At 61.2% G+C, this 23,119-nt stretch carries 15 protein-coding genes and 1 tRNA gene; 15 read left to right on the forward strand and 1 reads right to left on the reverse strand.

The features are described from left to right. Window positions 1-37: 37 nt before the first annotated feature. The 11 genes from BLQ28_RS21005 to BLQ28_RS21050 all read left to right on the forward strand — a co-directional run bounded on the left by BLQ28_RS21005 (window position 38) and on the right by BLQ28_RS21050 (window position 18,106). Window positions 38-649, forward strand: coding sequence for a LemA family protein (locus BLQ28_RS21005; RefSeq protein ID WP_093243520.1), 612 nt, complete (start codon window positions 38-40; stop codon window positions 647-649). 111 nt (window positions 650-760) lie between these two features. After that, window positions 761-2,092, forward strand: coding sequence for a 16S rRNA (cytosine(967)-C(5))-methyltransferase RsmB (gene rsmB, locus BLQ28_RS21010; RefSeq protein WP_093245465.1), 1,332 nt, complete (start codon window positions 761-763; stop codon window positions 2,090-2,092). A gap of 19 nt (window positions 2,093-2,111) precedes the next feature. After that, complete coding sequence (locus BLQ28_RS21015) at window positions 2,112-2,711, forward strand: DUF4390 domain-containing protein (RefSeq protein WP_371126705.1); 600 nt, start codon at window positions 2,112-2,114, stop codon at window positions 2,709-2,711. After that, complete coding sequence (locus BLQ28_RS21020; protein ID WP_093243526.1) at window positions 2,708-5,038, forward strand: sensor histidine kinase; 2,331 nt, start codon at window positions 2,708-2,710, stop codon at window positions 5,036-5,038. The genes BLQ28_RS21015 and BLQ28_RS21020 overlap by 4 nt, the downstream gene beginning before the upstream one ends. A gap of 88 nt (window positions 5,039-5,126) precedes the next feature. Further along, complete coding sequence (locus tag BLQ28_RS21025) at window positions 5,127-5,828, forward strand: response regulator (protein WP_093243528.1); 702 nt, start codon at window positions 5,127-5,129, stop codon at window positions 5,826-5,828. A 26-nt stretch (window positions 5,829-5,854) separates the two neighbouring features. Beyond that, window positions 5,855-5,930 (forward strand) — tRNA-Phe (locus BLQ28_RS21030). A gap of 928 nt (window positions 5,931-6,858) precedes the next feature. Further along, complete coding sequence (locus BLQ28_RS21035; protein WP_218121948.1) at window positions 6,859-10,071, forward strand: hypothetical protein; 3,213 nt, start codon at window positions 6,859-6,861, stop codon at window positions 10,069-10,071. A 48-nt stretch (window positions 10,072-10,119) separates the two neighbouring features. Further along, entirely contained in the window at window positions 10,120-10,611 is a 492-nt protein-coding gene (locus BLQ28_RS32700) for an N-acetyltransferase (protein ID WP_143012533.1), read from the forward strand. A 103-nt stretch (window positions 10,612-10,714) separates the two neighbouring features. Further along, window positions 10,715-12,238 (forward strand): hypothetical protein, encoded by a 1,524-nt coding sequence (locus tag BLQ28_RS21040; RefSeq protein WP_093243532.1) that lies wholly within the window; start codon window positions 10,715-10,717, stop codon window positions 12,236-12,238. Further along, window positions 12,231-16,664, forward strand: a complete 4,434-nt coding sequence (locus BLQ28_RS21045) for an ATP-binding protein (RefSeq protein ID WP_093243534.1) — start codon at window positions 12,231-12,233, stop codon at window positions 16,662-16,664. Before BLQ28_RS21040 ends, BLQ28_RS21045 begins: the two co-directional genes overlap by 8 nt. Then, window positions 16,664-18,106, forward strand: a complete 1,443-nt coding sequence (locus tag BLQ28_RS21050; protein WP_093243537.1) for a multidrug DMT transporter permease — start codon at window positions 16,664-16,666, stop codon at window positions 18,104-18,106. The genes BLQ28_RS21045 and BLQ28_RS21050 overlap by 1 nt, the downstream gene beginning before the upstream one ends. A gap of 133 nt (window positions 18,107-18,239) precedes the next feature. Here BLQ28_RS21050 and BLQ28_RS21055 read toward each other — a convergent pair whose 3' ends face one another. Then, window positions 18,240-19,013 carry a GntR family transcriptional regulator gene (locus BLQ28_RS21055; protein ID WP_093243539.1) on the reverse strand — a complete coding sequence of 258 codons (774 nt, stop codon included), beginning with the start codon at window positions 19,011-19,013 and terminating at the stop codon, window positions 18,240-18,242. 247 nt (window positions 19,014-19,260) lie between these two features. Between BLQ28_RS21055 and BLQ28_RS21060 the strand changes: the two genes are divergently transcribed. From BLQ28_RS21060 to BLQ28_RS21075, 4 genes are read left to right on the forward strand one after another with little or no spacing between them, the layout of a single operon-like run. After that, window positions 19,261-20,508, forward strand: coding sequence for an ABC transporter substrate-binding protein (locus tag BLQ28_RS21060; RefSeq protein ID WP_093243542.1), 1,248 nt, complete (start codon window positions 19,261-19,263; stop codon window positions 20,506-20,508). A gap of 36 nt (window positions 20,509-20,544) precedes the next feature. After that, window positions 20,545-21,405 carry a branched-chain amino acid ABC transporter permease gene (locus tag BLQ28_RS21065; protein ID WP_093243544.1) on the forward strand — a complete coding sequence of 287 codons (861 nt, stop codon included), beginning with the start codon at window positions 20,545-20,547 and terminating at the stop codon, window positions 21,403-21,405. After that, entirely contained in the window at window positions 21,402-22,376 is a 975-nt protein-coding gene (locus BLQ28_RS21070) for a branched-chain amino acid ABC transporter permease (RefSeq protein WP_093243546.1), read from the forward strand. The genes BLQ28_RS21065 and BLQ28_RS21070 overlap by 4 nt, the downstream gene beginning before the upstream one ends. Continuing rightward, window positions 22,373-23,113: an ABC transporter ATP-binding protein gene (locus BLQ28_RS21075; RefSeq protein WP_093243549.1), complete on the forward strand. Its 741-nt coding sequence runs from the start codon at window positions 22,373-22,375 to the stop codon at window positions 23,111-23,113. The genes BLQ28_RS21070 and BLQ28_RS21075 overlap by 4 nt, the downstream gene beginning before the upstream one ends. Window positions 23,114-23,119: the final 6 nt, after the last annotated feature.

Consider the following 23,119-nt stretch of genomic DNA (forward strand, 5'->3'; position numbering starts at 1 on the left):
GGGCGTTTTTCTTTGTGTTTTCCATGGGACTTTGTCGATGAGCCTGTTGCCCGAATCGTTGGCCAGCTGGATCGTGATCGCGGTGCTGTTGTTCTGGTTTGTCGGCGCTTACAACCGGTTGGTGCGTTTGCGCGCGGCCGTGCTGCAGTCTTACGTCACGCTCGACGCCGCATTGAGCAAGCAGTTGGACTTTGTCCAGGCGAGCATCACCGCCGCGGCGCCGGCCGAGGCGCCGTCGAACGAACTGTTGTCGTCGATCGCGCCGCTGCAGGCTTCCACCACCCAGTTGGCCACGCTGCTGGGTGCGACGCGACAGCGCCCGCTCGATGCGGGCGGCATGGCCGCGCTGGCCACCGCGCTGCGGGTGTGGATCGGCGCATGGCAGCGCCAGCATCCGGATGCGGTGACGGTCTTCGAGGCCGACGGCACGCTCTCGCGTCCGGCGCAACCGCAACCCGGCGCCGTGACCGCAGCGGTGGTGTCCAGCACCACTGAGCCGATCGCATGGCCCGAGCCGTCGGCTGCCGCAGAGATTGCACGTGGCCAGTTCAATATTGCGGTGAAGCACTACAACGCCGCCATTGCCCAGTTTCCGGCGCTGCTGGTGGCATGGGCCGTGCGTTTGCGTGCGGCCGCGCCCTTGCTTTGACACGGACTTCTTTCTTTACCTTTCGAGGCGTCCTGCCTTTGGCTCGCCCATTACCATCGCCTCAACTTGGCTGAACTACCTTCCGACTCTTCCAGCAACGCCGCGCCGCTGCTGCAACCGCCGCTGTGGCGCCAACTGCAATTGACCGCGGCGGCGCTGGCGTCGATCCGCGCGGGCACCTCGGGCTCTGTGGCGTTCGATGCCGTCGAGCCCGCGTTGCGGCCGGGCGTGCAGGCGCTCGGCTTCCAGGTGCTTCGCTGGCTCGGTCGTGCCGAAGCGCTGCGTCGCCACCTGGCCAAGCGCACGCCGCCGCCGTTGCCCGACGCCTTGCTGTGTACCGCGCTGGCGCTGGCCTGGGATGCCGAACGCGCACCCTACGAGCCCTTCACGCTGGTCGACCAGGCGGTCGAGGCGGCCAAGCGAAACCCCGCCACCCGGGCGCAGGCCAGCTTCATCAATGCATGCCTGCGCCGCTTTTTGCGGGAGCGCGACGAACTCGTCGCCATCACCGACAGCGAGCCGGTCGCGCAATGGAACCATCCGCGCTGGTGGATCGAACGCCTCAAGCGTGACCATCCGCGTGAATGGCAACGCGTGCTGGGGGCCGATAACGCGCAGGCGCCGATGACGCTGCGCGTCAATGTCCAGAAATCCAACGCGGCTTCCTATCTGTCGGAGCTGGAAGCCGTGGGCCTTGCCGCCACCCGTGTCGGCCCCAGCGGCCTGCAACTGGCCCGCGCGCGGCCGGTGCAGCAGTTGCCCGGTTTCACCGACGGGGCCTGTTCGGTACAGGACGCCGCCGCCCAGATGGCCGCGCCCTTGCTGCTCGAAGGCCTGCTGCCCGCCAAGCCGGGCGCCGCGCCGCTGCGCGTGCTCGACGCCTGCGCCGCACCCGGCGGCAAGACCGCGCACCTGCTCGAACTGGCCGGCCCGGATGCCGTCGAAGTGATCGCCCTGGAGGTCGATGCCGTCCGCAGCCGCCGGATCGACGAAACCCTGGCCCGCCTCGGCCTGAAGGCCAAGGTGGTGGTGGCCGATGCCGCGCGCCCCGCCGACTGGTGGGACGGCACGCCTTTCGACGCCATCCTGCTCGATGCGCCATGCACGGCTTCGGGCATCGTCCGCCGTCATCCCGATGTCCGCTGGCTGCGCCGCGAGAGCGACACCGCCCAGCTGGCCGCCCAGCAGGCCGCGCTCCTGGCTGCGCTCTGGCCGCTGGTACGGCCCGGCGGCCGTCTTCTTTACTGCACCTGTTCCGTCTTCCGTGAAGAGGGTTCGCAACAAATTGATGCGTTTCTTGTACACAACACCAACGCACGATTGCAGCCGTCGCCGGGCCATTTGCTGCCTCAAAGCGGGGCGAATGCCCGTGGCGTCCCGGACAATCCCTCTGGTGACCACGACGGCTTCTTCTACGCCCTGCTTGAAAAGCACCCGCACTGAGCGGCGCTGGCCGGTCCTGCTGGCCGTGCTGCTCTGGGCCTGGGTGATCTGGACGGCATGCCTGCCCGCGCCGGCGGCGGCCCAAGGCCGGCCAGGTGCCACGATCACGCAGATGCGCCTGGAGCAGGCCGATGACGGTGTGTACCTCGGCGCGGCCGTGCAGTTCGAATTGCCCTCGCTGGTCGAGGAGGTGCTCGACAAGGGCATCGCCATCTACTTCGTGGCCGAGGCCGAGCTCTTCCAGGAGCGCTGGTACTGGACCGACCGCAAGGTCGCGCAAGTGCAGCGCCACATGCGGCTGGCCTACCAGCCACTCACGCGGCGCTGGCGGCTCAATGTGTCGCCGCTGCCCATCACCGGCGCGGTCGGCATGGGCATCTCGCTGAATCAGAATTTCGACACCCTCAGCGACGCGCTGGACGCCATCAAGCGCATCGGCCGGCTGCGGCTGGGCGACGTGGCCGAGATCGGCGACGAGCCGTTGCACCAGGTGACCTTCCGCTTCCGGCTCGACACCTCGCAACTGCCGCGTCCCTTCCAGATCGGCGTCGTCGGCCTGGCCGACTGGAACATCTCGGCCGAACGCACCGCGCGCCTGGCACTGGAGAAACAACGGTGAGCACCAAACCGCGCAGCGGCGCGGCGGCCACGCCCGCCGCCAGCCGCTCGCGCGCGATGCGCTGGGCCGTGGGCGTGGGGGCCGCCATGGTGACGGCCATCGGCCTTGTGCTGATGTTCCTGCTGGCCCAGGCCACCAACAACCGCGAGCTGTACGAGCGCAACTACGTGCGCCTGTTCGGCATCAACGTCGTGGTGGCGGTGCTGCTGGTGCTGGTGATCGGCTGGGTGGCCTTCCGGTTGCTGCGGCGCTTGCGCCAGGGCAAGTTCGGCAGCCGCCTGCTGATCAAGCTGGCCGCGATCTTTGCGCTGGTGGGGGTGGTGCCGGGGGCGCTGGTCTACGTCGTGTCCTATCAGTTTGTCGAACGCTCGATCGAGAGCTGGTTCGACGTCAAGGTCGAAGGCGCGCTCGACGCGGGCTTGAACCTCGGCCGCGCCACGCTTGATTCGCTGTCCGACGACCTGGCTGTGAAGACCCGCAGCGCCAGCGCGCAACTGGCCCAGGTGCCCGATGCGAGCGCAGGCCTGGTGCTGGAGCGCATCCGCGACCAGCTCGAAGCCAGCGACGTGGTGCTCTGGACCGGTTCCGGACAGCTGATCGCCGGTGCCGGCGCCTCGCGCTTCCAGCTCAACCCCGAGCGGCCGACCACCCAGCAGTTTCGCCAAGTCCGGCCGGAGCGGGCCATCGCCCACATCGAAGGCCTCGATGAAACCGCGGTGCCCGGCGCCGCGGCGCCCATCGCGAGCGTGCGGGCACTGGCCATGGTGCAGCGGCCGGGCTTCGACTTCGACACCGCGCCGCGCTATCTGCAGGTCACGCGACCGCTGCCGCCGGCCGTGGTCAAGAACGCGCTGGATGTACAGGAGGCCAACCGCGAATACCAGGAGCGCGCGCTCGCACGCGGCGGGCTGCGCCGCATGTACATCGGCACGCTCACGCTGAGCCTGTTCCTGGCCGTGTTCGGCGCGGTGCTGCTGGCCGTACTGTTCGGCAACCAGCTCGCGCGGCCGTTGCTCGTGCTGGCCGACGGCGTGCGCCAGGTGGCCGCCGGCGACCTGCGGCCCACCGCGGTCCTGCAAGGAAAGGACGAGCTGGGCGGCTTGACGCGCTCCTTCGCCGTCATGACCCAGCAACTGGCGGACGCCCGCGGCGTGGTCGAGAAAACCATGGGCGAACTCGATGCCGCCCGGGCCAACCTGCAGACCATCCTGGACAACCTCACTTCGGGGGTGATCGTGCTCGACGCCAAAGGCACCGTGCTGTCGACCAATCCGGGCGCGACCCGCGTGCTGCGCGCACCGCTGGCCGCCTACGAAGGGCAGGCACTGATCGACGTGCCGGGCCTGGCCGATTTCGGCGCCAAGGTGCAGCAGCAGTTCGACGAGTTCCAGGTCGAGCGCATGCAGCACGGCCTCGACCACTGGCAGCATGCCTTCGAGCTGCACGCCAGCGGCGCCGACCTGCCGCAGCAAGACGGTGCCATCAACATCGTCGCGCGTGGCGCCGAGTTGCCCGGGGCCGCACGGCTCCTGGTGTTCGACGACATCTCCGAAATCGTGTCGGCCCAGCGCGCGCAGGCCTGGGGCGAAGTGGCGCGCCGGCTCGCGCACGAAATCAAGAACCCGCTGACGCCCATCCAGCTATCGGCCGAACGGCTCGAGATGAAGCTCTCGGGCAAGGTCGCTCCGCCCGAGCAGGCCATCCTCGTGAAGTCGGTGAAGACCATCGTCGACCAGGTCGATGCCATGAAGCGGCTGGTGAACGAGTTCCGCGACTACGCGCGCCTGCCCGCAGCCGATCTCAAGCCGGTCGACCTCAATGCCCTGCTGGTCGACGTGCTCCAGCTCTACAACGCCGAGAGCCTGCCGATCACGCTGCGCTCCGAGCTCGACGAGCGCTGCCCGCCCATTCGCGGCGACGCGCAGCAGATCCGCCAGGTCATACACAACCTGTTGCAGAACGCCCAGGATGCCGCCGAGGCTGCCGCGAGCGGCACGGGCAAGACGGGTGAAGTGGTCGTTCGCACGCGGCTGGGCGATTCGGGCCAGCGCGTGCGGCTGACCGTGCAGGACAGCGGCCCGGGTTTTGCCGAGAACATTCTCAAGCGCGCCTTCGAGCCGTACGTCACGACGAAAACAAAAGGTACCGGTTTGGGCCTTGCCGTCGTCAAGAAGATCGCCGACGAGCACGGCGCGCGCATCGAGCTTTCGAACCGCGTTGTCGACGGGGCTGTGGCAGGGGCGCAAGTCTCGCTATCATTCGCGCTGGCAAGCGAGTCGCGCGCAGCGGCCGCTCACACCGAAGATTCGAAGTCTTCCGCCGTCTGAGCGCGAGCAAATACATCGCTCGGGCGATGGACGGGCCAGCGGACCCTACCTACTTTGCAGACACCAGCGCATACAACAAGCAGCACTCATGGCAAACATTCTCGTGGTCGATGACGAGCTGGGCATCCGGGACCTGCTCTTCGAAATTCTCAATGACGAAGGTCACAACGTGGAGCTAGCGGAAAACGCCGCCGAAGCCCGCGCTGCGCGCCAGCGCGCGCGGCCCGACCTCGTGCTGCTCGACATCTGGATGCCCGACACCGACGGCGTCACGCTGCTCAAGGAATGGTCCACCGCCGGCCTGCTGAGCATGCCCGTCATCATGATGAGCGGGCACGCCACCATCGATACGGCAGTCGATGCCACGCGCATCGGCGCCTTCGCATTCCTCGAAAAGCCGATCACGCTGCAGAAGCTGCTGAAGGCCGTCGAGCAGGGCTTGGCCCGCGAGAGCGCACGCCGCGCCGCCGCTGGCGTGGTGCCCGCGCCGGTGGGTGGCCACCAGCCGGCGGCCATCACGACAACGGGCGATAGCCTGCTGATGGCATCGCTCGCCTCGGTGCCCGTGCCCGACGCCGGCCCGCAGTCGACCCAGAGCTTCGACCTCGACCGTCCGCTGCGCGATGCGCGCGACGGTTTCGAAAAAGCGTACTTCGAGTTCCACCTTGCGATGGAGAACGGTTCGATGACCCGCGTCGCCGAGAAAACCGGCCTGGAACGCACTCATCTTTATCGCAAACTCAAACAACTTGGTGTGGATCTTTCAAGAGGGCGCAGAAGCGCTGTATAATTTGAGGCTGCACACAATGCAGCCGAGGCCCGGTAGCTCAGTTGGTAGAGCAGCGGATTGAAAATCCGCGTGTCGGTGGTTCGATTCCGCCCCAGGCCACCAAATTTTCCTTTTAGGATCAAGTAGATAGCCCAATCTTCCTAGGTTGGGCTTTTTGCTTTCTGGCGTCGTGTAGGCACCATGTAGGCAAACTAGATCATCTCAAAGCAACGCGTTTCCATGACCTATGGCGAGCGGGCATTGCGTGTGGTTTGACCTAAGGCATGCCAAGCTCGCGATTGGTAGGCCACAGCGCACGTGGGAATGCATCAAGTTCGATGCCCTCGTCGTCGGAGGGGGGCTAGCACGCTGACTCTATCCAGTCGTCGGCGTCCTGAGAGATGGTCGCGATGGACAGTTTCATTGATCCAGGAATAATGACCTGAGCGGGGGCACCCTCCCACTGCAACGGTTTGGCCTTGAAGTCGACGGGACGCAGGTTCATGGACAGAAGCGCCGGACGGATGATTAGGACGGCGTTGATGTCAAGGGCATCAAAACGTCGACCGTCCTTGACGACGTAACTGCCCCTGAAGGGGTGAACCCGAACGGTATGTGATCTGTCTTGGCCAAGATGGCGCCTAGGTTTGCCGTGCGGCCTCTTCGCAATCGCGAAAGTAGCCGTGGTAGCTGAAGCGGGCATATCCGAAGGGCGACTACGCGGGCGGTTGCGATCGAGAGTCTGTAGCCAGCGAACTCATGGCCTTGTCAAATTGCAGTCATTGCACTGGTGCTTTACCCGTTGTGCCGAACGTCGCAGTTGCGTGTGTAGCTCATGCATTTGAGCTGCTGCTGAAAGAAACTGGTTGTGGCCACGAAAGTGCATCAACTTTGTCGCGCCTAACCGCAGTTTTCACTCAATCTTCAACTTGTACCGTTGCCGCACTTCGTCGGAGCGGCCGCAAACCTCGTCTGAAATCGAAAACTGGCAACTTCTTGCCTAGGAGGCAGTTGCTGGATTCCTCTATGGCAATCCCCTACTATTGAACCCATGAGGAATAACGCGGCGGGAAAAAGTGAGGGCATCGAACAGGTGCAACCAGCTGGAGTTTGGCCCTCCAAATTCATGCGCGAGCTTCGTCCGGAGATCTATTCGGACACCAAGGACAGGGAGGCCTATGTTTTAAGCGCCCCGGTTCTTGAATACCATTTGGATTCCATAACCTCCCGCAATCAGACGCACGATTTCGAAGTGTTCTGCCGCAAGCTCTGCGAACGAACCATCTGCCCAAATCTACGCCCCCAAACAGGCCCCGATGGCGGGGGCGACAGCAAAGCTGACACAGAGACTTATTCGGTTGCCGACGAAATCTCCGGCCTAACCTATGTAGGCGTTGCCAATGGCTCTGAAAAATGGGCCTTCGCCTTTAGCGCCAAATCAGCCTGGGCAGATAAGGTGCGCAAAGATGTCCAGGGGCTTATCGACACCGGCAGGACGTACGACCAGATCATTTGCGTTACGAGCCGCTTCGCCAAATCCAAGAACCGTGCGGCGCTCGAGCAGGAGCTTTCCGAGAAATACGGCGTGCCGGTGACGATCCATGACCGCACATGGATCGTCAAAGAAGTCATTGAGAACGCCCGTATCGACCTTGCCGTCAACTACTTGAAAGTCGGCGAAACCATCAAAGCGCCGACGAGGCTCGGCCCGAAAGATTACTCCCGTACCCAGCAGCTGGAGGACGTTGAGCGGGAGATCCAAGACCCCGAAGCTTTTCGCGGCATGGAGCAGCAACGTGCCATGGAGGCCCTTGTAGCCGCCAAGCTTTCCAGGGCGCTGGAAAGGCCGCGCGTCGAAACGGAAGGCCGATTCAGCCGCGCCATCCGCCTCGCGGAAGCCCATGGCAGCTTCAGGCAAAAGCTTGAGGCCGAGTATGAAAAAATCCGGACCGATTTCTGGTGGTTCGATGATTTCCAATCGCTTAACGCTGCATACGACCACTTTCAGGACCGAGCGATTCAATCCGACCATGTCAAGAATCTGGAGTTCTTGTGCAACCTCAATCAATTGCTTGTGAACGCCCTCATTCACAAGCACCTGACGCCGGCGGAGTGTCGCCTTGGCGAGCGGACAGCCAAGCTGGAGCAGGCGCTGACGTTGATTGCCGATGATCCAGATCGACCGAACAACAGTCTGGAGGCGCAAACCGCACTCCTGCGCATCGCGCTCAACAAGCTCATGCTGGCTCACAAGCCCGACGAGCTGCCAAGCATATGGAAGGGCCTAACCGTAATTCTGGAGAAGGCTGAAGGCCTTGGAGAGTTTGATGCCGATGGCTTGGTCTCTTTCATCGAGGCTGTCGGCAATCTAGGTGGCAACGATCACGTATACGGCGCGCTCGTCGAGAAGCTTGCCGAATTTATCGGCGCACGAAAAGGCGAAGGGGAAGGGGCGCTCGTTCTCCTCAAACGCGCCCAGAAGCTGGATTTTTCGGCCCGTTTTGACATGATCCGTTGGGCAGGCAAGGCCGCATTCGGCCTGTCGAAACGGGAATACGCCGATTCCCTCATCGATGCGATGCACCTTCTCACTCTTGGCTACCGCAGCGCGGGTTTGCTCTGGGCAACGCGAGCAAGCTGCATTTTTGCTGCGGCATCCTTGGTTATTCAGGGTGAGGAAGAGCATCAGTTGCCGCGCGTCTTCACGGTCACGACGAAGGTCTGGGCCTGGACGGCGCTCGAGCTTTGCCACTTGCCTGATTGCCTTCAGGCGATTCAGCTGATGAACGGTTGCATCGCTTCGATGCCTTTAGCCGAAGAGGAAAAGTCGAAGATACGGAGCGAGATCCAGGAACTGGATACCGCTTTGGGCTGTTACTTTCTCAACCTCCAGGAAGACGATCTTCGAAAGCTCGAAGCAATCCCCGACATCCTGGAGGCATTGGGCCTGTTCATGGCCCGGACCGGACTGCTTTTCTCGCTGGGATATAGCGATCTGCTTCGTGAGGACGGGAGCCTGCCGAGGGAAGAGCCGGACGAAAATGTGTGGCAGATCCTCGCGATGTTGAAGAGCCAGGCTCTTGCCGAGCGCCTTCGCGGTCCGCTCATCGTGAACAGCGAAGGCCCGCAGATTTTTGCGACCACGATTCTCGGCATGAAAGTCGAGGTCTTGATTGACGGCAGCGAATCCATCGCTGTCGCGGAGCTGGTGCTCGGTTCGCTAGAGGCCTTCTTTGCGACCATCATCGAGCAGCGCGTGGTGCCTCACACCGAGCTATTCCGGATCACTATCGCCCAGAGCGATGGCATCCAGGAGCCCGTTGTCGAAGCAAACGCGCTCGATATGACGTGCACGATCACGTGGCCGCGCGGGTTTCCAGTCGCACAGCTGGAACGCCAGCACGACGTGCGGAAATTCTTTATGTCTGTTTGCGGTCACGTACTCAGCACGGCTTGCATTGTCGAAGACATGGCGGCGTTGCTCGAAAACCTGTTCAGCGATGCAGCCGCCCAGCAGCGCATGATCATGATCGCCACGGCGCAGAACAGCTATCGCCGCTTGACCTCTCGCGGTTTCACACGACTAGACGATTGGAGCAACCTTGTCCGGCGCTCCTATCCATTTCGCGGGCAACAGACGGAACTGCCGCGTATTGAACGTCCCGCGAGAGGAGAAACGTCGGCGAAGCCGGATACCGGGATGCCTGAGTTCAAAGATCACAAAGAGGTGGCCGTCAGCTCTGTGATCAACGTCCACGCATGGGATCAAGCGAAATGGCGCGGCTGCGGCTATCTTCAGTTCGGAAATCAACATCCCCCTGTGATGGCGGTGCTTTTTGAGAACGAGGCTGCTGCGCGAAAGATCTTCGAGCACTGGCGCGAACGCTTCGGGTCTGTCGATGCGAATGAAGAACTTGCCGTCTCGATCATCCGTAACCTGCCGCAGGCCAGTCCCCATCACTACTGCATTCAGTTTTCGTCCAGCCTTGCCGAAGCGGGCATGAAATCGCCGCGTCCTGCGTTCATGGCGACGCGCTCCATGACGATGGAGCCGGGGGATGGTGTCAACCTTGAGAATTTCCTGAATTCATACCGACAGTTCAAAATCTTCAACCTGATCCCCGCCGTACTTGCCTCGTCTCCTAGGTTCCTCTTCGAGCTTGGAATCCTCAAGAGGAATTTGACGGTCAAGTCGGCATCGGACGTTCGCGAAAACGATGTCGAGTGGATGGCACTCCGTATTCATGGCAAAAAGGCAGTCTGAACGAACTTGTCCCATCTACACATACGTCCAAATTGCTGCCTAGACAGCATGAATCAAGTCACTGTCAAGTCCCCCGCGGATTGCGGCGCCGCTGAGCTTCGTGATTTCGTTTCGCTAGTCATCCAAGGTGGCGAAGTCTCTCCGCTCGGCCTGTCAGAACGTGTGGCCAACGCGAGAAGTCTCAGTTTTCTGCGTCGCGACGGCGCGCTTGTAGGCGTCGCAGGTCTCAAGAGACCTGAAGCTAGCTATCGCCGCCGAATTTCCTTGCGTGCTCAGCTCGAACTCTCGGAAGATTCGCTTCCGCTTGAGCTTGGTTGGGTTTTCTTGCTGTTCAGCGTGCGTGGCGCAAGGCTTTCGTTGCCCCTCTGCGAGCCTCTGATTCAAGCGGCAGGCTGTGCCGGCATCTTCGCGACGTCGCGTACCTCAAATGTCGGTATGCACGCGACGCTCGCCAAGCTTGGCTTTCGGCGTGTGGGGGAAGATTGGTTTTCCAAGCAGGCCACACAAAAACTCTGCCTCTTCGTGAGAGATGCCACCTAACCCGTCGGTCGAGCAGATCTGCGCCGGCGGGCTACGGTTTCTGCCTCACCTGCCGTAAGTTCGGCGCGCATGGCCTCCGCCTCACCCATTATCTGCACTCCCAATGTCAGAGTTATTTTCGCGCGATGAGATCGAACTGAGGCTAGCTGAGCTGCAATCGCGTATCGGTTCTGCGCTGGCGCCATACGAGGCAAGCGCGGCCGCACGGGATCTGCTGGAGCTGCTGCGTGCCGTCGAGGAACTCATCAACCTGGGCACGGTTGATTGGGACGATGACGTCTTTGAGGAGCAGCTGTACGGATTTCCGGTCTTCCAGAGTGGCCAACATTTGCTCCGGCTCGCGCATGTCCGCAAACACCTTGCGACACGATTCGACAGTGCGCTCGTCGCCCGGCTCTCGTTGCTGATCCTTCAGGGGTCTGACATTGGCGTGGCCTTCGCACGCCATGGAGTACTGGAGGCAGCGAGCGGCTTTCTATCGGTGGCCGCGATGATGGGCTATCTCCAATCGCGACGTCGCCACCTCGTGGGCCTGCTGCATTTGGTCCCGACCGCATGCCGCGGCTCTCAGCTCCTCAAGCTGCATGAGGCGCTCAACGTCTTCTTGCCCATTGTGGAGTTCAGCGCTGCGCCGATGATGGGTGCGCAGTACGCCTTGATGGTGAAGCTTGCGCAGGAGCGCCTAGGCATTCCGGAGGATCCGGCAGCTGAGGTGGCGATGTTGGACAGCCTTTTCCTGGAGCCGGAGCGTGCCTCCATCTTGGAGATGCACGAGTCCACAGATGGGTTGCAGTTGCTTGAGGCCAAGGAGCCGATTCGACCCGACCGGCTGTTTTCGGCCGCGGAGTTGAGGAACGATATCCTGCACACCGAAGCGCTGTACGCCGAATTCAACCTATGCGACACCGAGTTCGCTGTCGCGGCGGCGCTGGTGCGCCGTCTGTCCAAGGACTTCGTTGACGATGATTATTGGATTCGTATTTCCCCCACAGAACTGGCGACGCTGACTGCTGAGGCGGGTGCGTCGCCGGCTCTCATGGCGGCGCTGACATGCGAGGCCACCACATACATGGAGTGCCTTTCGACCTATGCGCCATTCGTTCTGGTTGACGGTCGTTACCTGTCTACGGTTTCACTGCTGAGCCGCTTTATCTATTCTTGGCGGGCGCAGGTCCTTGAGCGCAAGAAGCGCTTCCAGATCCGGGCGGGCTTCATCTTCGAGGACTCGGTCAGGGCTGCGCTGGAAAAGCAACGGTTTGTCGTGCAGGACATCGTTCGCATCAACCGGCAGGAATTCGATGTCGTGGCGCTGCGGGACAACGTTATCTGGAACGTCCAGTGCAAGAACAACTTTATCGGGCTGTCTCGCGTCGACTCCGATGCTGTCGCCTTTGCCCGATACAACCGAGGCCTTGTGATGTCGTACGAGCGGGCGCTGGTGAAGGAGCGGAACCGCGAGCACCTGTTGAAAATGAAGCTGGCCAGCGGTGCGGTGCAGCACATGGTCGTGTCCCGCTTCCCGGTGGTGACGAATAATCTCCGCATCGTCGTTTTCAACCACATCGCGCATTTCGCGACGCGGGCCGACGCTGTACTGGCGGCCGAAAGGCCTGCGATCAATGACTGAGAACATCAAGAACACGGCGATCACCAGTGCCGGCTACCTCTATCAGAACCGGCACGGCCTCAGGGTCCTGTGTGATTGGTTGGACGCACCGACCCGCTACACCCGAGTGAAGTTCGAGTGCGACGACGAGGTCGAGGCGCCGACGGGGTTGGACGATATCGTCATCGAGCGCAGCGATGGCCGTCAGGACCTGCAGCAGGTCAAGTTCACGCCGAACCCGGACGTGCATCTGCTCTCCTGGGATTGGCTGCTCGAGAAGACCGGCAAGACCGCGCGATCGCGGTCGATGCTGCGCAAATGGTTCGACGCCTTCAAGAAAGTGGAAATAGCGCGAAGGGGCGAGTTCTCGCTCAAGACGAATCGCCGACCCGACGTCGAGATCGAGGCCTGTCTGGAAGAGGGCAAGATCGTGTTCGCCAATGTGCCTGAGCCCAGGCGCTCGACGCTCATAACCGAGCTAGGTAGCGGACCGGACTGCGAAGTGTTTTTTGGCCAGTTGCAGATCCGGCACAGCGATAAAGGCTTTGCCACGCTGGAACAGGAAGTCGATGCCCGCTTACGGCCTCATGGCACTCCGGAGGGCATTGCGGTCCTGAAAAACCGTGCGCTGAACTGGGCGACACAGAAGAAGCTGCCGCTGCCCGATGGCTGGATCACGTTGGCCGAGGTGCGCGCGATCTTGCAAGCGATCCCGCCAACGCCGTTGCCCGAAGACTTTGCTGTGCCCAAGGGGTACGAGGTGCCGGATCTGGGCTTCCACCAGGGGTTCGTCGACGACGTGCTGGCGGCTGCCGGCAAGGCGTTGGTTCTCACGGGTCCGCCCGGACGGGGGAAAAGCACTTACCTGAGCGCGCTGTGCGATACGCTCGCCGATCAAGGCGTTCCGACGGTCCGCCACCACTATTTCCTGTCCACGACGGAACGCGGACGTGACCGCGTGCACAGCCATGTCGTCGAGGAATCCATCAAATCGCAGGTCAAGCGATTCCATCGGGATGTCCCGAACACGGGCGGCGGATTGCGCGCGCAGCTGGAGGCATGTGCGGCGCACTACAAGACCCTCAACAAGCCCTTTGTCCTGATCCTCGACGGCCTTGATCACGTCTGGAGGACCAACGCCGAGGATAAGCGACCGCTGGACGACCTTTTCGCCCAAGTGGTGCCGTGCCCCGACAACATGGTGCTGCTGGTGGGCTCACAGCCGGTCGCCGACGCCCAGCTTCCGGCGGATCTGCTGGTCGCCGCTCCAAAGTCCGGATGGCGGACGCTGCCGGCAATGTCCGGTGATGCCGTCCTGGCCTATCTACGCAAGGCAGTTAGTGAAGGCAGGCTTGATACCGGCTTTGACCACGAAGAGACTGCTGAGCGGGAATTGCAGAGCGCTGCCGCCACGCTCCGCGCGAGGACCAACGGTCATCCCCTGCATGTGATCTACGCCAGCGCGGAACTCGAGCATACGGGGGGGCAGCTCACGGTCTGGGCTGTGGCGCAGCTCAGCGGCGAGCTGGGTGAGGACGCGAGATCCTATTACGCGTCCCTCTGGGAACGACTGACCCCGAGCTTGAAGGACACCCTGCGACTGGTCTGCGCCTTCCCGTTCTTCTGGCCGAGGACGGCCTTTGGCCAGATCGCCGATGCGGTCAAGCTGGCGGTGCCGGAGGTGCAGAAGGTCGAACATCTACTGCACTCGTCAGCAGCCGGCCTCAAGGTTTTCCACGAAAGCCTGGCGGTGTACGTGCGATCCACCGACGGGTATGGCGACCGGGTCGCCGAGCTGATGCCCGAGGTCGCGCTTTGGCTGGAGACATTGGCGCCTCCCGCATTGCGCGTGAACTGGCTCTGGACAGTACAGGCCAAGCTGGGTGACCCAAAAAACCTGATCGCGGGGCTGACGCGCGACTGGGTCTTGCTTCGGCTGGAGGAGGGATATCCCGAGTCCCTGTTCGAGACACTGCTCACTGACGCGATGATTGCTGCGCTTGACACATCACGATTTGCGGACGCCTTCCGGCTGCAGCATCTCAAGGCGCGAATGGTCGATGGCAGCCAGTATCAGATACAGGCCGATGACATGGCCAGCCTAGTCTCGTTCACGCTGGCGTTGGCCGCAGACGCCAGCGTTGTCCGTGAGGCCATCTCTTCTAGGCACGAGGCCGACACCCTGCGGGTTGCAGCCCTGGGCCTGGCTCTGCGCGCCCGGGGAGAACATGTCATCGCCGAAGTCTGTGGCGACGAAGCATTGCGCCGTTTCCAGGGGGCCAGCCGCTTCTCAAATGAGTACCTGTCGAGCAGCGGCCGGGATTCATTCAGATTTCTCGCCGATGCGTTCGCGCGGCTGGGCGCCATCGGCGGCACCGCCGATGGACGCGCCCGGTTGGTATCGAAGGGGCATCGCGACACATGGCTGCCGTTGATTCGGCGAATGGTTGAAGAAGGGGAGTTGGATGAGTTGATGACACTCGCCACGTCGCTATCCGACGGCAGGCGCAAGGACATCGTGAGCGACGCTTGCATCCGTGCAGCGGCACGCGCCGGAGCAAGCGTTGTCGAGCGAGGAGATTTCGCTTCCTTGGCCCGCACGCCCCTCGTCGCAGCGGTGGAGGCAGCGCACACGCAGGTTTCCAAGCCGCTCAGTGCAGCGATCCCGATCGATTGGCTGGGCAGCGACTACGACCAGCGCAAGCGTGATCTGGCCGCGCTGACGCACCACTGGTTCTTCAGCGCCGTGCACATGGGTTTGTGGATGGCCGCGGAGGGCCAGACTGAGTTCAGCTACATGCGCGCCCCAATCTACGACGGCCGGGAAAACATCACCGATTTCCTCGACGCGCTAACCGGCGTCGCGAGCCAGGTTGCTCATCATTGGTGGCGTAGCGAGTTCGTGGACTTCCACGAGCTTTACGAGTTGCTGGATCCGGTCCAGTTCCAGCCATTCCGGCAAAGCTATGACCGTCAGTGGGCGGCTAGTGAATTCAGGGCGGCGCTGCATCAGATCGCCTGCGATATTCTGCTTGGCAGCGTGCTGTTGGACGGTCGTGACGATCCTGACTTGAGTGAGGAGACGATAGCGGCAGCTGGAGCCTACGAATGGTTCGACGGCATGTCGTTTCGCGAGCAATACTTCGGCGGCCGGCTCACTAGGATGTCCGACGACGCAACTGCGGCCTTCGTGCAGGGGCAGCGCGTGCTATTCGAAGCTGAGGTCCGTGAAGAAACCAGCGTGTATCTGCAGGCGCCCTTGCAACTGTGCGGTATCGCGCTCGCCCATGGTCTGACGACGCAGGCGCGTGAACTCTGCCGACAGACCTGGGAGCTGGTGACCGGCTACTCGCACCGCAAGGATCCGACCTTGGGCAATACGGTTGACGCAATCGCCTACCTGGTAGAGGCTGCGCCGGCGGAGGCCCAAAGGTTGCTGGCGCGACTGGGTCCTCAAGTACATGCCGTCATGGAGTACACCGACGGCAAGGGGACCCGTCATGTGCTGGCCGAGACTGACGCACTGCTGGCGCGGCTCAAACCTTCGGCCCTGGTGAGGAAATACGAGGAGCACATGGCCGCAGGTCAATGGTCCCACGCGGAAAACAGCTTGAATGCCTATGTCGAACAGGGCGTCAGGGCCGGGTGGCCGATGGATGCGCTTATGCGTACCGGCCTTCATTCAGAGATCGGCGATAAGCTCGGGCAGCTCGCTCGCGGCGGGGTTGCAGGTGCGGCTGAGCGCATGCAGATCCTGACGGAGCATGCAGGATGGGATATCGGTCGACTGCGGCGAAAAGATCGCGGCACCGGCACCGGCACCGAGAACTCAAGCAATAAGCCGTTCGATGTGGATGTCGCGGCGTTCGAGCCCGAGCAGTCCGGCGAGCTGATGGAGAAGATGGCGCTGGATTACGACGAGCGCAGGACCGTGCTGCGAGCCTGGTTCAAGTACTGGGCAGATAAGGGTGAGGGCCAGCGGCTGCTCAATGCGCTCGACTCCTCACTGCTCTCCGGGGAAGGCGGCACACGCGATTTGCTGGTTCTGTCCGATCTGGCTTTTCACACGCGACGCAAGCTGAGCGGGCCGAAGGCAGCCTGGAAGTACCTCGTGCAGGCACAGATCAACGGCGGTGGTTGGATCGCGTTCATGGAAGGCGCCCAGAAAACCTGCGCCAGGCTCGACCTGGTGGTTCAGTTCTATCCGACACGCTGTGACGAGTTCGTTATTGCGACGACCTATGGCCCGTTTCCAGACCCTGAGAGGCCACGCATAGCGCCCGACGAGACGATGGTTTACTTCTATGTGAAGCAAGGACGCACTGCCGATGCGGTCCACTTCGCTGAGACCATGGTCGATTGTGTGATCGACGACACGAGAACGCTGCCGCTTCCGACGCCACGCTGGGCTATCGAGCTCACGGCGGCTGCCGATGAGGCGGCCTGATGGATGAGCTTCGCATCCTCATCACACGACTTGGATGGCCGGCGACGTCCGCCCGATGGTGGACCATGCAGGTGCTGGCGGCGCGCCTCGGCGATCAGGATGCGGGCGCTGCGACTGAGCATGCGCTGTTGACCTATCTGCAGGGGCGCCAGCTCGAAACCGAAGTGATCGAAGCGCTTTGTATCTTCTGGATGGCCGCGCGGCGCCACGGCTACGCACCGGTTGCGGAAGTGTCGCGCAGCATTCCCAAGCCATCGGTGCTGTCCAACCTTTTCCTGGTTGATCTCGGGTTGCCCGCATGTGCCATTGACGCCGACCTGTGCGAGGTGCCGCAGGACTTCGAGATTGCTGGCGATTTCCAGGGCATACAAGGTGTGGAACTCCCCAGGATTTTTCAAACGACTCTCAGAAGGCTGGAGCGTCAAACTGGTCGTCCGTACGTGCGACAGATGGCCTTCGAGTGGGCGCGGAACCGTTCGTCCTATCAGGACACACCGTTGCAAGGCGATGCCGGACATTTCATTCGCCCCCTCGGCGAAGGCTTTCACGCCCACCTTTCCGCGCGCGCTGCGCAGCGCGCAATTTCTGCTTACCTGCGCACGCTGGCTGTGGCACAGCACATGTGGCGTCAGCCACAGGACCTGGTGCGGGAGACTGCGCTTTGGGCACTGCCCATTCATCCCACACTCGCCTTCCTGAGGCCGGAGCGACCTGCATGGATGCCGGTGAGGTGCGAACTCGTTGGCGAAGCGGCGCCCGTCGAGGCCGAACTCCGTCGCTTCGTCGAGCGCGTCGCGCTCGCTCGACCTGGCGACGAGCTGATTGCGCTCAGGTCGCCGATCGAGATGACGATGGGGCGTTGTGTGGAGTTGTCGTTGGTGCGATGGCTACAGGCCCCAGGGAGCCGGATTGCTGAAGGCGACCTGGCCACTTATCTCGAAGCATTCTGGGATCACGGCCTAACGCTTCGGAGCCTGGGCACCGACCCGCTCGCTGTAATCACCCTGATCGAGTCCGCACCATTGACACGCCTGTTGGATGGCAAGTCGAGAGCGTTGCCGCTGGCCGGAACGATGGATCTCGCGCGCATGGGCTACCTGCAGCACGACCTCTATCCGTCGCATCTTCTGCTTCCGACGCTAGCAGGAGCCGCGCGCTTCGATGTTGCTCCCTTTGCTGCAGGGCTCGAAATCCGGTCAGCCGAGAAGGTTTTAGCCGACTATGCCTATTGGAATGCGGGCTGGGGACCGGTGTATCCGAAGCAATTGAGTGGCAACTGCGGCGCGGCGCTCGTATCACGTGGCACAGACTATCGCGCGCTTCAGGGTGGGGAGGGCGAGGCAGTTCGATCGTTCTACCTTTGGCAGGTGCGTACGCTCCACCGCAGTGACACGTACAGTGCGTTCAGCGAGACCACGAAGTCGGGGGCATTCTTCGTCTAGCAAGCGAGCTTGCCGAGCGACATCCTGAAGGTCGTGACCACTAACAAGAAATAGGGGCCGTACTTGCCTCAATGACCCAAGGACCATCCAAACATGGGCTCCGACCCACGCAAGGACGAATTTCAACAGCCTGTTAGACGGAATTCGAGGAAGAAAGCGCGAACGCCATTGAATAGCTGAACCTCTCAGCCGGATGCAGGCCGGTCGTTACTTCGACCAGTTCGCTGTTTAGATAGTAGCGCCGCACGATAAACAAGCCTGCAGATCCATCGGCGACATCTAGCGTTGTTGCGTTGGTACCGATGATCAGCGCACCGTGGATGTCCTGCTCGACTCTCGTGATCTGCACGTCGTAGGTTTGCTCTATCAGGGAGTGGACGGGGGTCTTGGGTCTGGCTGTCAATCCGCGAAGTTTGCTGTAGCGGGATGCGACATAGATCGCAACGATAGCGATAGCCACTCGCTCTTGATCGCCAAGGTAGCGGACGCCGGAGAGTCGCAGCACTTTTTCGCCCGGCGCACAAGAGAGAAGTTCGCAGATCTGGCCTTCTGCAGCAATCTGCTGTTTCTCCGTAACTACAAGCTCGGTGCCTCGAGCGTACTGGCTGAGATCTGCAAACGTTCCCATCGTCTGCACATAGCTCGGCGCAGGCGTGGAACGAAGGACGGTTGTTCCAATTCCTTGCTGCTTTGACACAAGCCCGATCCTGGTGAGCCTGCCGACGACTTGTCGGATCGCATAGCGGCTCAAACCCGTCTGCTCACAGAGCTCGGTCTCCGACGGCAAAAGAGCACCTACCGGCCATTTACCCGAGGCGATCTCCCGCACAAGCGTCTTCTCGAGGCGTGTGGTAGCTGAGTCTTCAGGGCGAGGCCCTGGAATTGGTTGTGTCAGGGCGCCGGTCATTGCGAATGCGTTCGATTCTTCACGCTTGGTCAGGAGCTAAGTGTAAAGGGACCCAGTTGCAAGGGGGGTGCCCGCGTTCCCTCACGGACCCCGCAGAAAAAGCGTTGACAACTTGCTTCGGGGCTCTGTACATTGCAGCTTATTCGAATGTTTGAATGTTCGAATGATAGCGAGTAACGACAAAGCGATGCGATCTCACGGTTGATGAGTCCGAACCGAATCGCCGCGATCAAAACCTGGAGACGACATGCCTTTATCGCCGAGCACGCTCGTACGCGCCGTGAGCGCGCTTTCCCTCACCCTTCTGTCGTGGACTGCGTTGGCGCAGCAGGAGCCACTGCGGATCGGTCTTCTTACCGTCAAGACGGGGGTCTTGGCCGGCCCGGGAAAGCAAATGGAAGACGGTCTGCGCTACTTCCTGAAGGAAAGGAGCAACCTGCTTGCGGGCAGGCAGATCGAGTTAGTAGTGGCCGACAGCGTAGGGCAGGCAGCGGTTGCCCGTAGCAAGGTGCAGGAACTCGTCGAGCGGAGCAAGGTCGCGGTGATCATCGGACCGCTTGCCTCTACCGAGCAGCTCGCTATCGACGACTATGTTAGAGAGGCCAAGGTGCCGAGCATCATGTCTTCTGCATTAGCTGAAGACCTCACGCAGCGGATGGTAAATCCGTGGATGATCCGTGCGACGGGGACAAGCGGCCAACTTGCTCATCCGCTTGGCGATTACGCGGCCAAAACTCTTGGCTACAAACGCATTGCCATCATCGCGACAGACTTCGCATACGGTCATGAAGTGACTGCAGCGTTTCAGCGGGTGTTCGAAGACAGCGGCGGCAAGATTGTTCAGAAGATCTGGGTGCCACCTACGGCGACCGACTTTGCTGCGTACGTCACGCAGATAAAGAAGGATATCGATGCTGTCTACTCCAGCTTCTCGGGGGCTAGCGCCAACGCTTTTGTGCGGCAGTATGCAGAGTACGGACTGAAAGCAAAGATTCCCCTCTTGGCAAGCCAAACCACGGTGGATGAGAGTCTTCTCAAAGAGCAGGGGAGCAACGCGCTCGGCATCATCTCCGGCGCTATCTACTCCGCAGCCATTGAGTCCCCAGAGAACCAAAAGTTCGTGGCCGAATTCCGTGCGCAAACTGGTGCAGAGCCTGGCTTTTACTCTGTTGGCGCATATACCGCTGGACTTCTTCTCGAGGCAGCGCTGAAGACCACAAAGGGCCGCACGGATGACCGTGAAGCGCTGATGAGGGCACTACGCACAGCCAGGGTCGAGGCAAGCCCGCGTGGTGAGATTGCGCTCGATGCGTACGGGAATCCAGTGGCGTCTTCTTTCATTCGAAAGACCGAGCGCAGAGAAGGCCGGCTGCAGAACACAGTCATCAAGACCTATCCCAGTCAATCGCAGTTCTGGACATACGACCCGAAGAAGTTCCTTGCAGATCCTGTCTATTCCAGGAGCTTTCCAGTCGCCAAGAACATCGAGCAATAGTTGCTCCCAGCCCAAGAAATCAATTGAGGTAGCACGATGACCTTCTGGTTGCTGCAGGCGTTGAACAGCATTGCGTTCGGCGGAGTTCTGTTTCTCTTGTCGGTGGGCCTGTCGCTCATCTTCGGGCTCATGAGGATCCCCAATCTCTCGCACGGAGCCCTCTTCATGCTCGGGGCCTACGTCGGCTATGCAACTCTATCGGCAGGAATGCCCTTCTGGGTCGCCGCCATTGCGGGCGCTGTAGCCTCAGGTGCAGTGGGAGCCGCGATGGAGTTCTTCCTTCTTCGAAGGCTGGCATCGAACGAGAAAGCCCAAGTCCTACTGACGATCGGCATGACGTTCATCATCTCGGATTCGATCATCGGGATCTGGGGAGGGGATCCTCGCTCCATTGATGCGCCCGAATTTCTGCGCGGTGCGGTGGATATTGCGGCGATCACGGTCCCTCCGTATCGGCTTGCGCTCGTTGCTGTCGCTTGCGTCGTTGCCGTCTCTCTCTGGGTTGCTATAGATCGCACTCGCATTGGTGCGATGCTGAGAGCAGGAGTGGACGACCGGAATATGGCCCGTGCCGTCGGAATTCCTGTCTACCGTCTCTTCACTCTGGTGTTCACGCTGGGGGCGGCTTTGGCTGGATTGGGTGGGGTGCTTGCTGGACCAGTGCTTTCGGCTTATCCGGGTCTTGATCTCGATATGCTGCCGCTCGCGCTGATCGTTGTCATCCTGGGAGGAGTCGGAAGTCTCGCGGGAGCTTTATTGGGAAGTGTAGTGATCGGATTCATCTACACACTCGGACAGGCCCTTCTGCCAGATCTTGCATATGTGATTCTGTTCTTACCGATGGTGATCGTGCTTGCTGTTCGTCCACAGGGTCTTTTCGGAAGGGCGGCTGTATGAATCGCTGGCTTCTTCTCATACCCGTCGTCTTGTACGCCTATGTGCTCGGTGCCGACGACTACTACGTGATGTTCGCTACGAGAGCAATGATCCTGGCGATCTTCGCGTTGAGCCTTAACTTGCTAGTCGGCTACGGCGGCCTCATGAGTCTGGGGCACAGCGCATTCTTTGGTATTGCCAGCTATACAGTAGCGTGGCTCATTGTGAAAAAAGAATGGAACCCGGGGGAGGCTGTACTTTGCGCGCTCGCATTATCTACGTCTGCAGCTGGATTGTTCGGTGTTCTCGCGTTGCGCGCTCGCGGCATAGGCTTTCTCATGATCACGCTCGCGCTTGGGCAGATCGTGTGGGGTATTGCAGTGCGATGGGTCGATCTGACGGGTGGCGACAACGGCATCCGAGGTGTAGTCCGCCCCGTAGTTTTCGGGGTTGAACTGGACGATGCGCGCAGCTTCTATGCGTTCACCGGAGCTATCTTCTTCGGCGTCTGCGTCGCGATAGGCTGCATCGTTCGCTCTCCGTTCGGCGCCAGCCTACGTGGTACGCGAGATCAACCCCGGCGTATGAGTGCCCTCGGATTCAATGTATGGCTGATCCGCTGGTCTGCGTTCGTTTTGGCAGGGTTCCTTGCAGCAGTGGCAGGAATCCTTGACGTCTACCTGAACAAATTCGTGAGCCCGGAGGTGGTATCGCTCTCGCTCTCTGCGCAGGCATTGCTCATGGTCATAGTGGGCGGTAGCTCTACGTTGATGGGGCCAGTTCTGGGGACGATCGTTGTGCTGGTATTCGGACACTTCGTGGCCGCGGTTATCGATCGTTGGACCACCGCACTCGGGGTTCTCTTCGTAGCCATCGTGATGTTCATGCCGGATGGGTTGCTTCCAGGTGCGCTCAGATTGTGGGCGCGATCGAGAGGTGGTGCCGAAGGGGGATCCACTGTGCGTACGCCCATTGCCGAGGAGCGCGCATGACCCCAGCTCTGGAAGTGACCGGCCTTACAAAGAACTACGGTGCTCTGAGCGTCATAAAGGACTTCTGCATCCGAGTTGCGCCGGGAGAAAGAAGACTGATCCTGGGGCCCAATGGCGCGGGAAAGACCACGCTGTTCAATCTCATCAGTGGCGATATCTCGCCAAGCGCAGGAAGCATTCGAATGTTCGGGGAGGATGTTTCGCGTCTCGCAACGTCGCGTCGGGTGAGCTTCGGGTTGGCTCGCACCTACCAGATCCTCACGCTCTTCCCGAACGACACCGTGCTGCACAACGTCAAGCTCTCATTGCTCGGGAAGAATCGAATTCGCTGGCGGGTATGGCAGGACTTCGATGCACTAGAAGATCTGAATGATCGCGCAATGGCTGTGCTCGAGAAGGTGAATCTGGCGCCGCTTGCACGTTTGCCGCTGTCTTCTACGTCCTACGGCGAAAAACGCCGGCTGGAGATTGCACTTGCTCTCGCACAGGCGCCACGAATACTCCTCCTGGACGAACCGCTTGCTGGCCTTTCTTCCGGTGAGCGGGAGCATGTTCGGGCACTCCTCGAGAAAGTGCCACGCTCGATCGCAATCGTAATGATTGAGCACGATATGGATGTTGCGCTTTCATTCGCCGAGAACATCTCCCTAATTCACTATGGAAAGCTCATCGTCGATGGAAATAGGGCTGATGTGGCTGCCCATCCTCGAACGCGGGAGATCTATCTTGGTCACTAGTGCCCT

It is taken from the genome of Variovorax sp. EL159 (assembly GCF_900100965.1).
In the GTDB taxonomy this organism is placed as follows: Bacteria; Pseudomonadota; Gammaproteobacteria; order Burkholderiales; family Burkholderiaceae_C; genus Variovorax.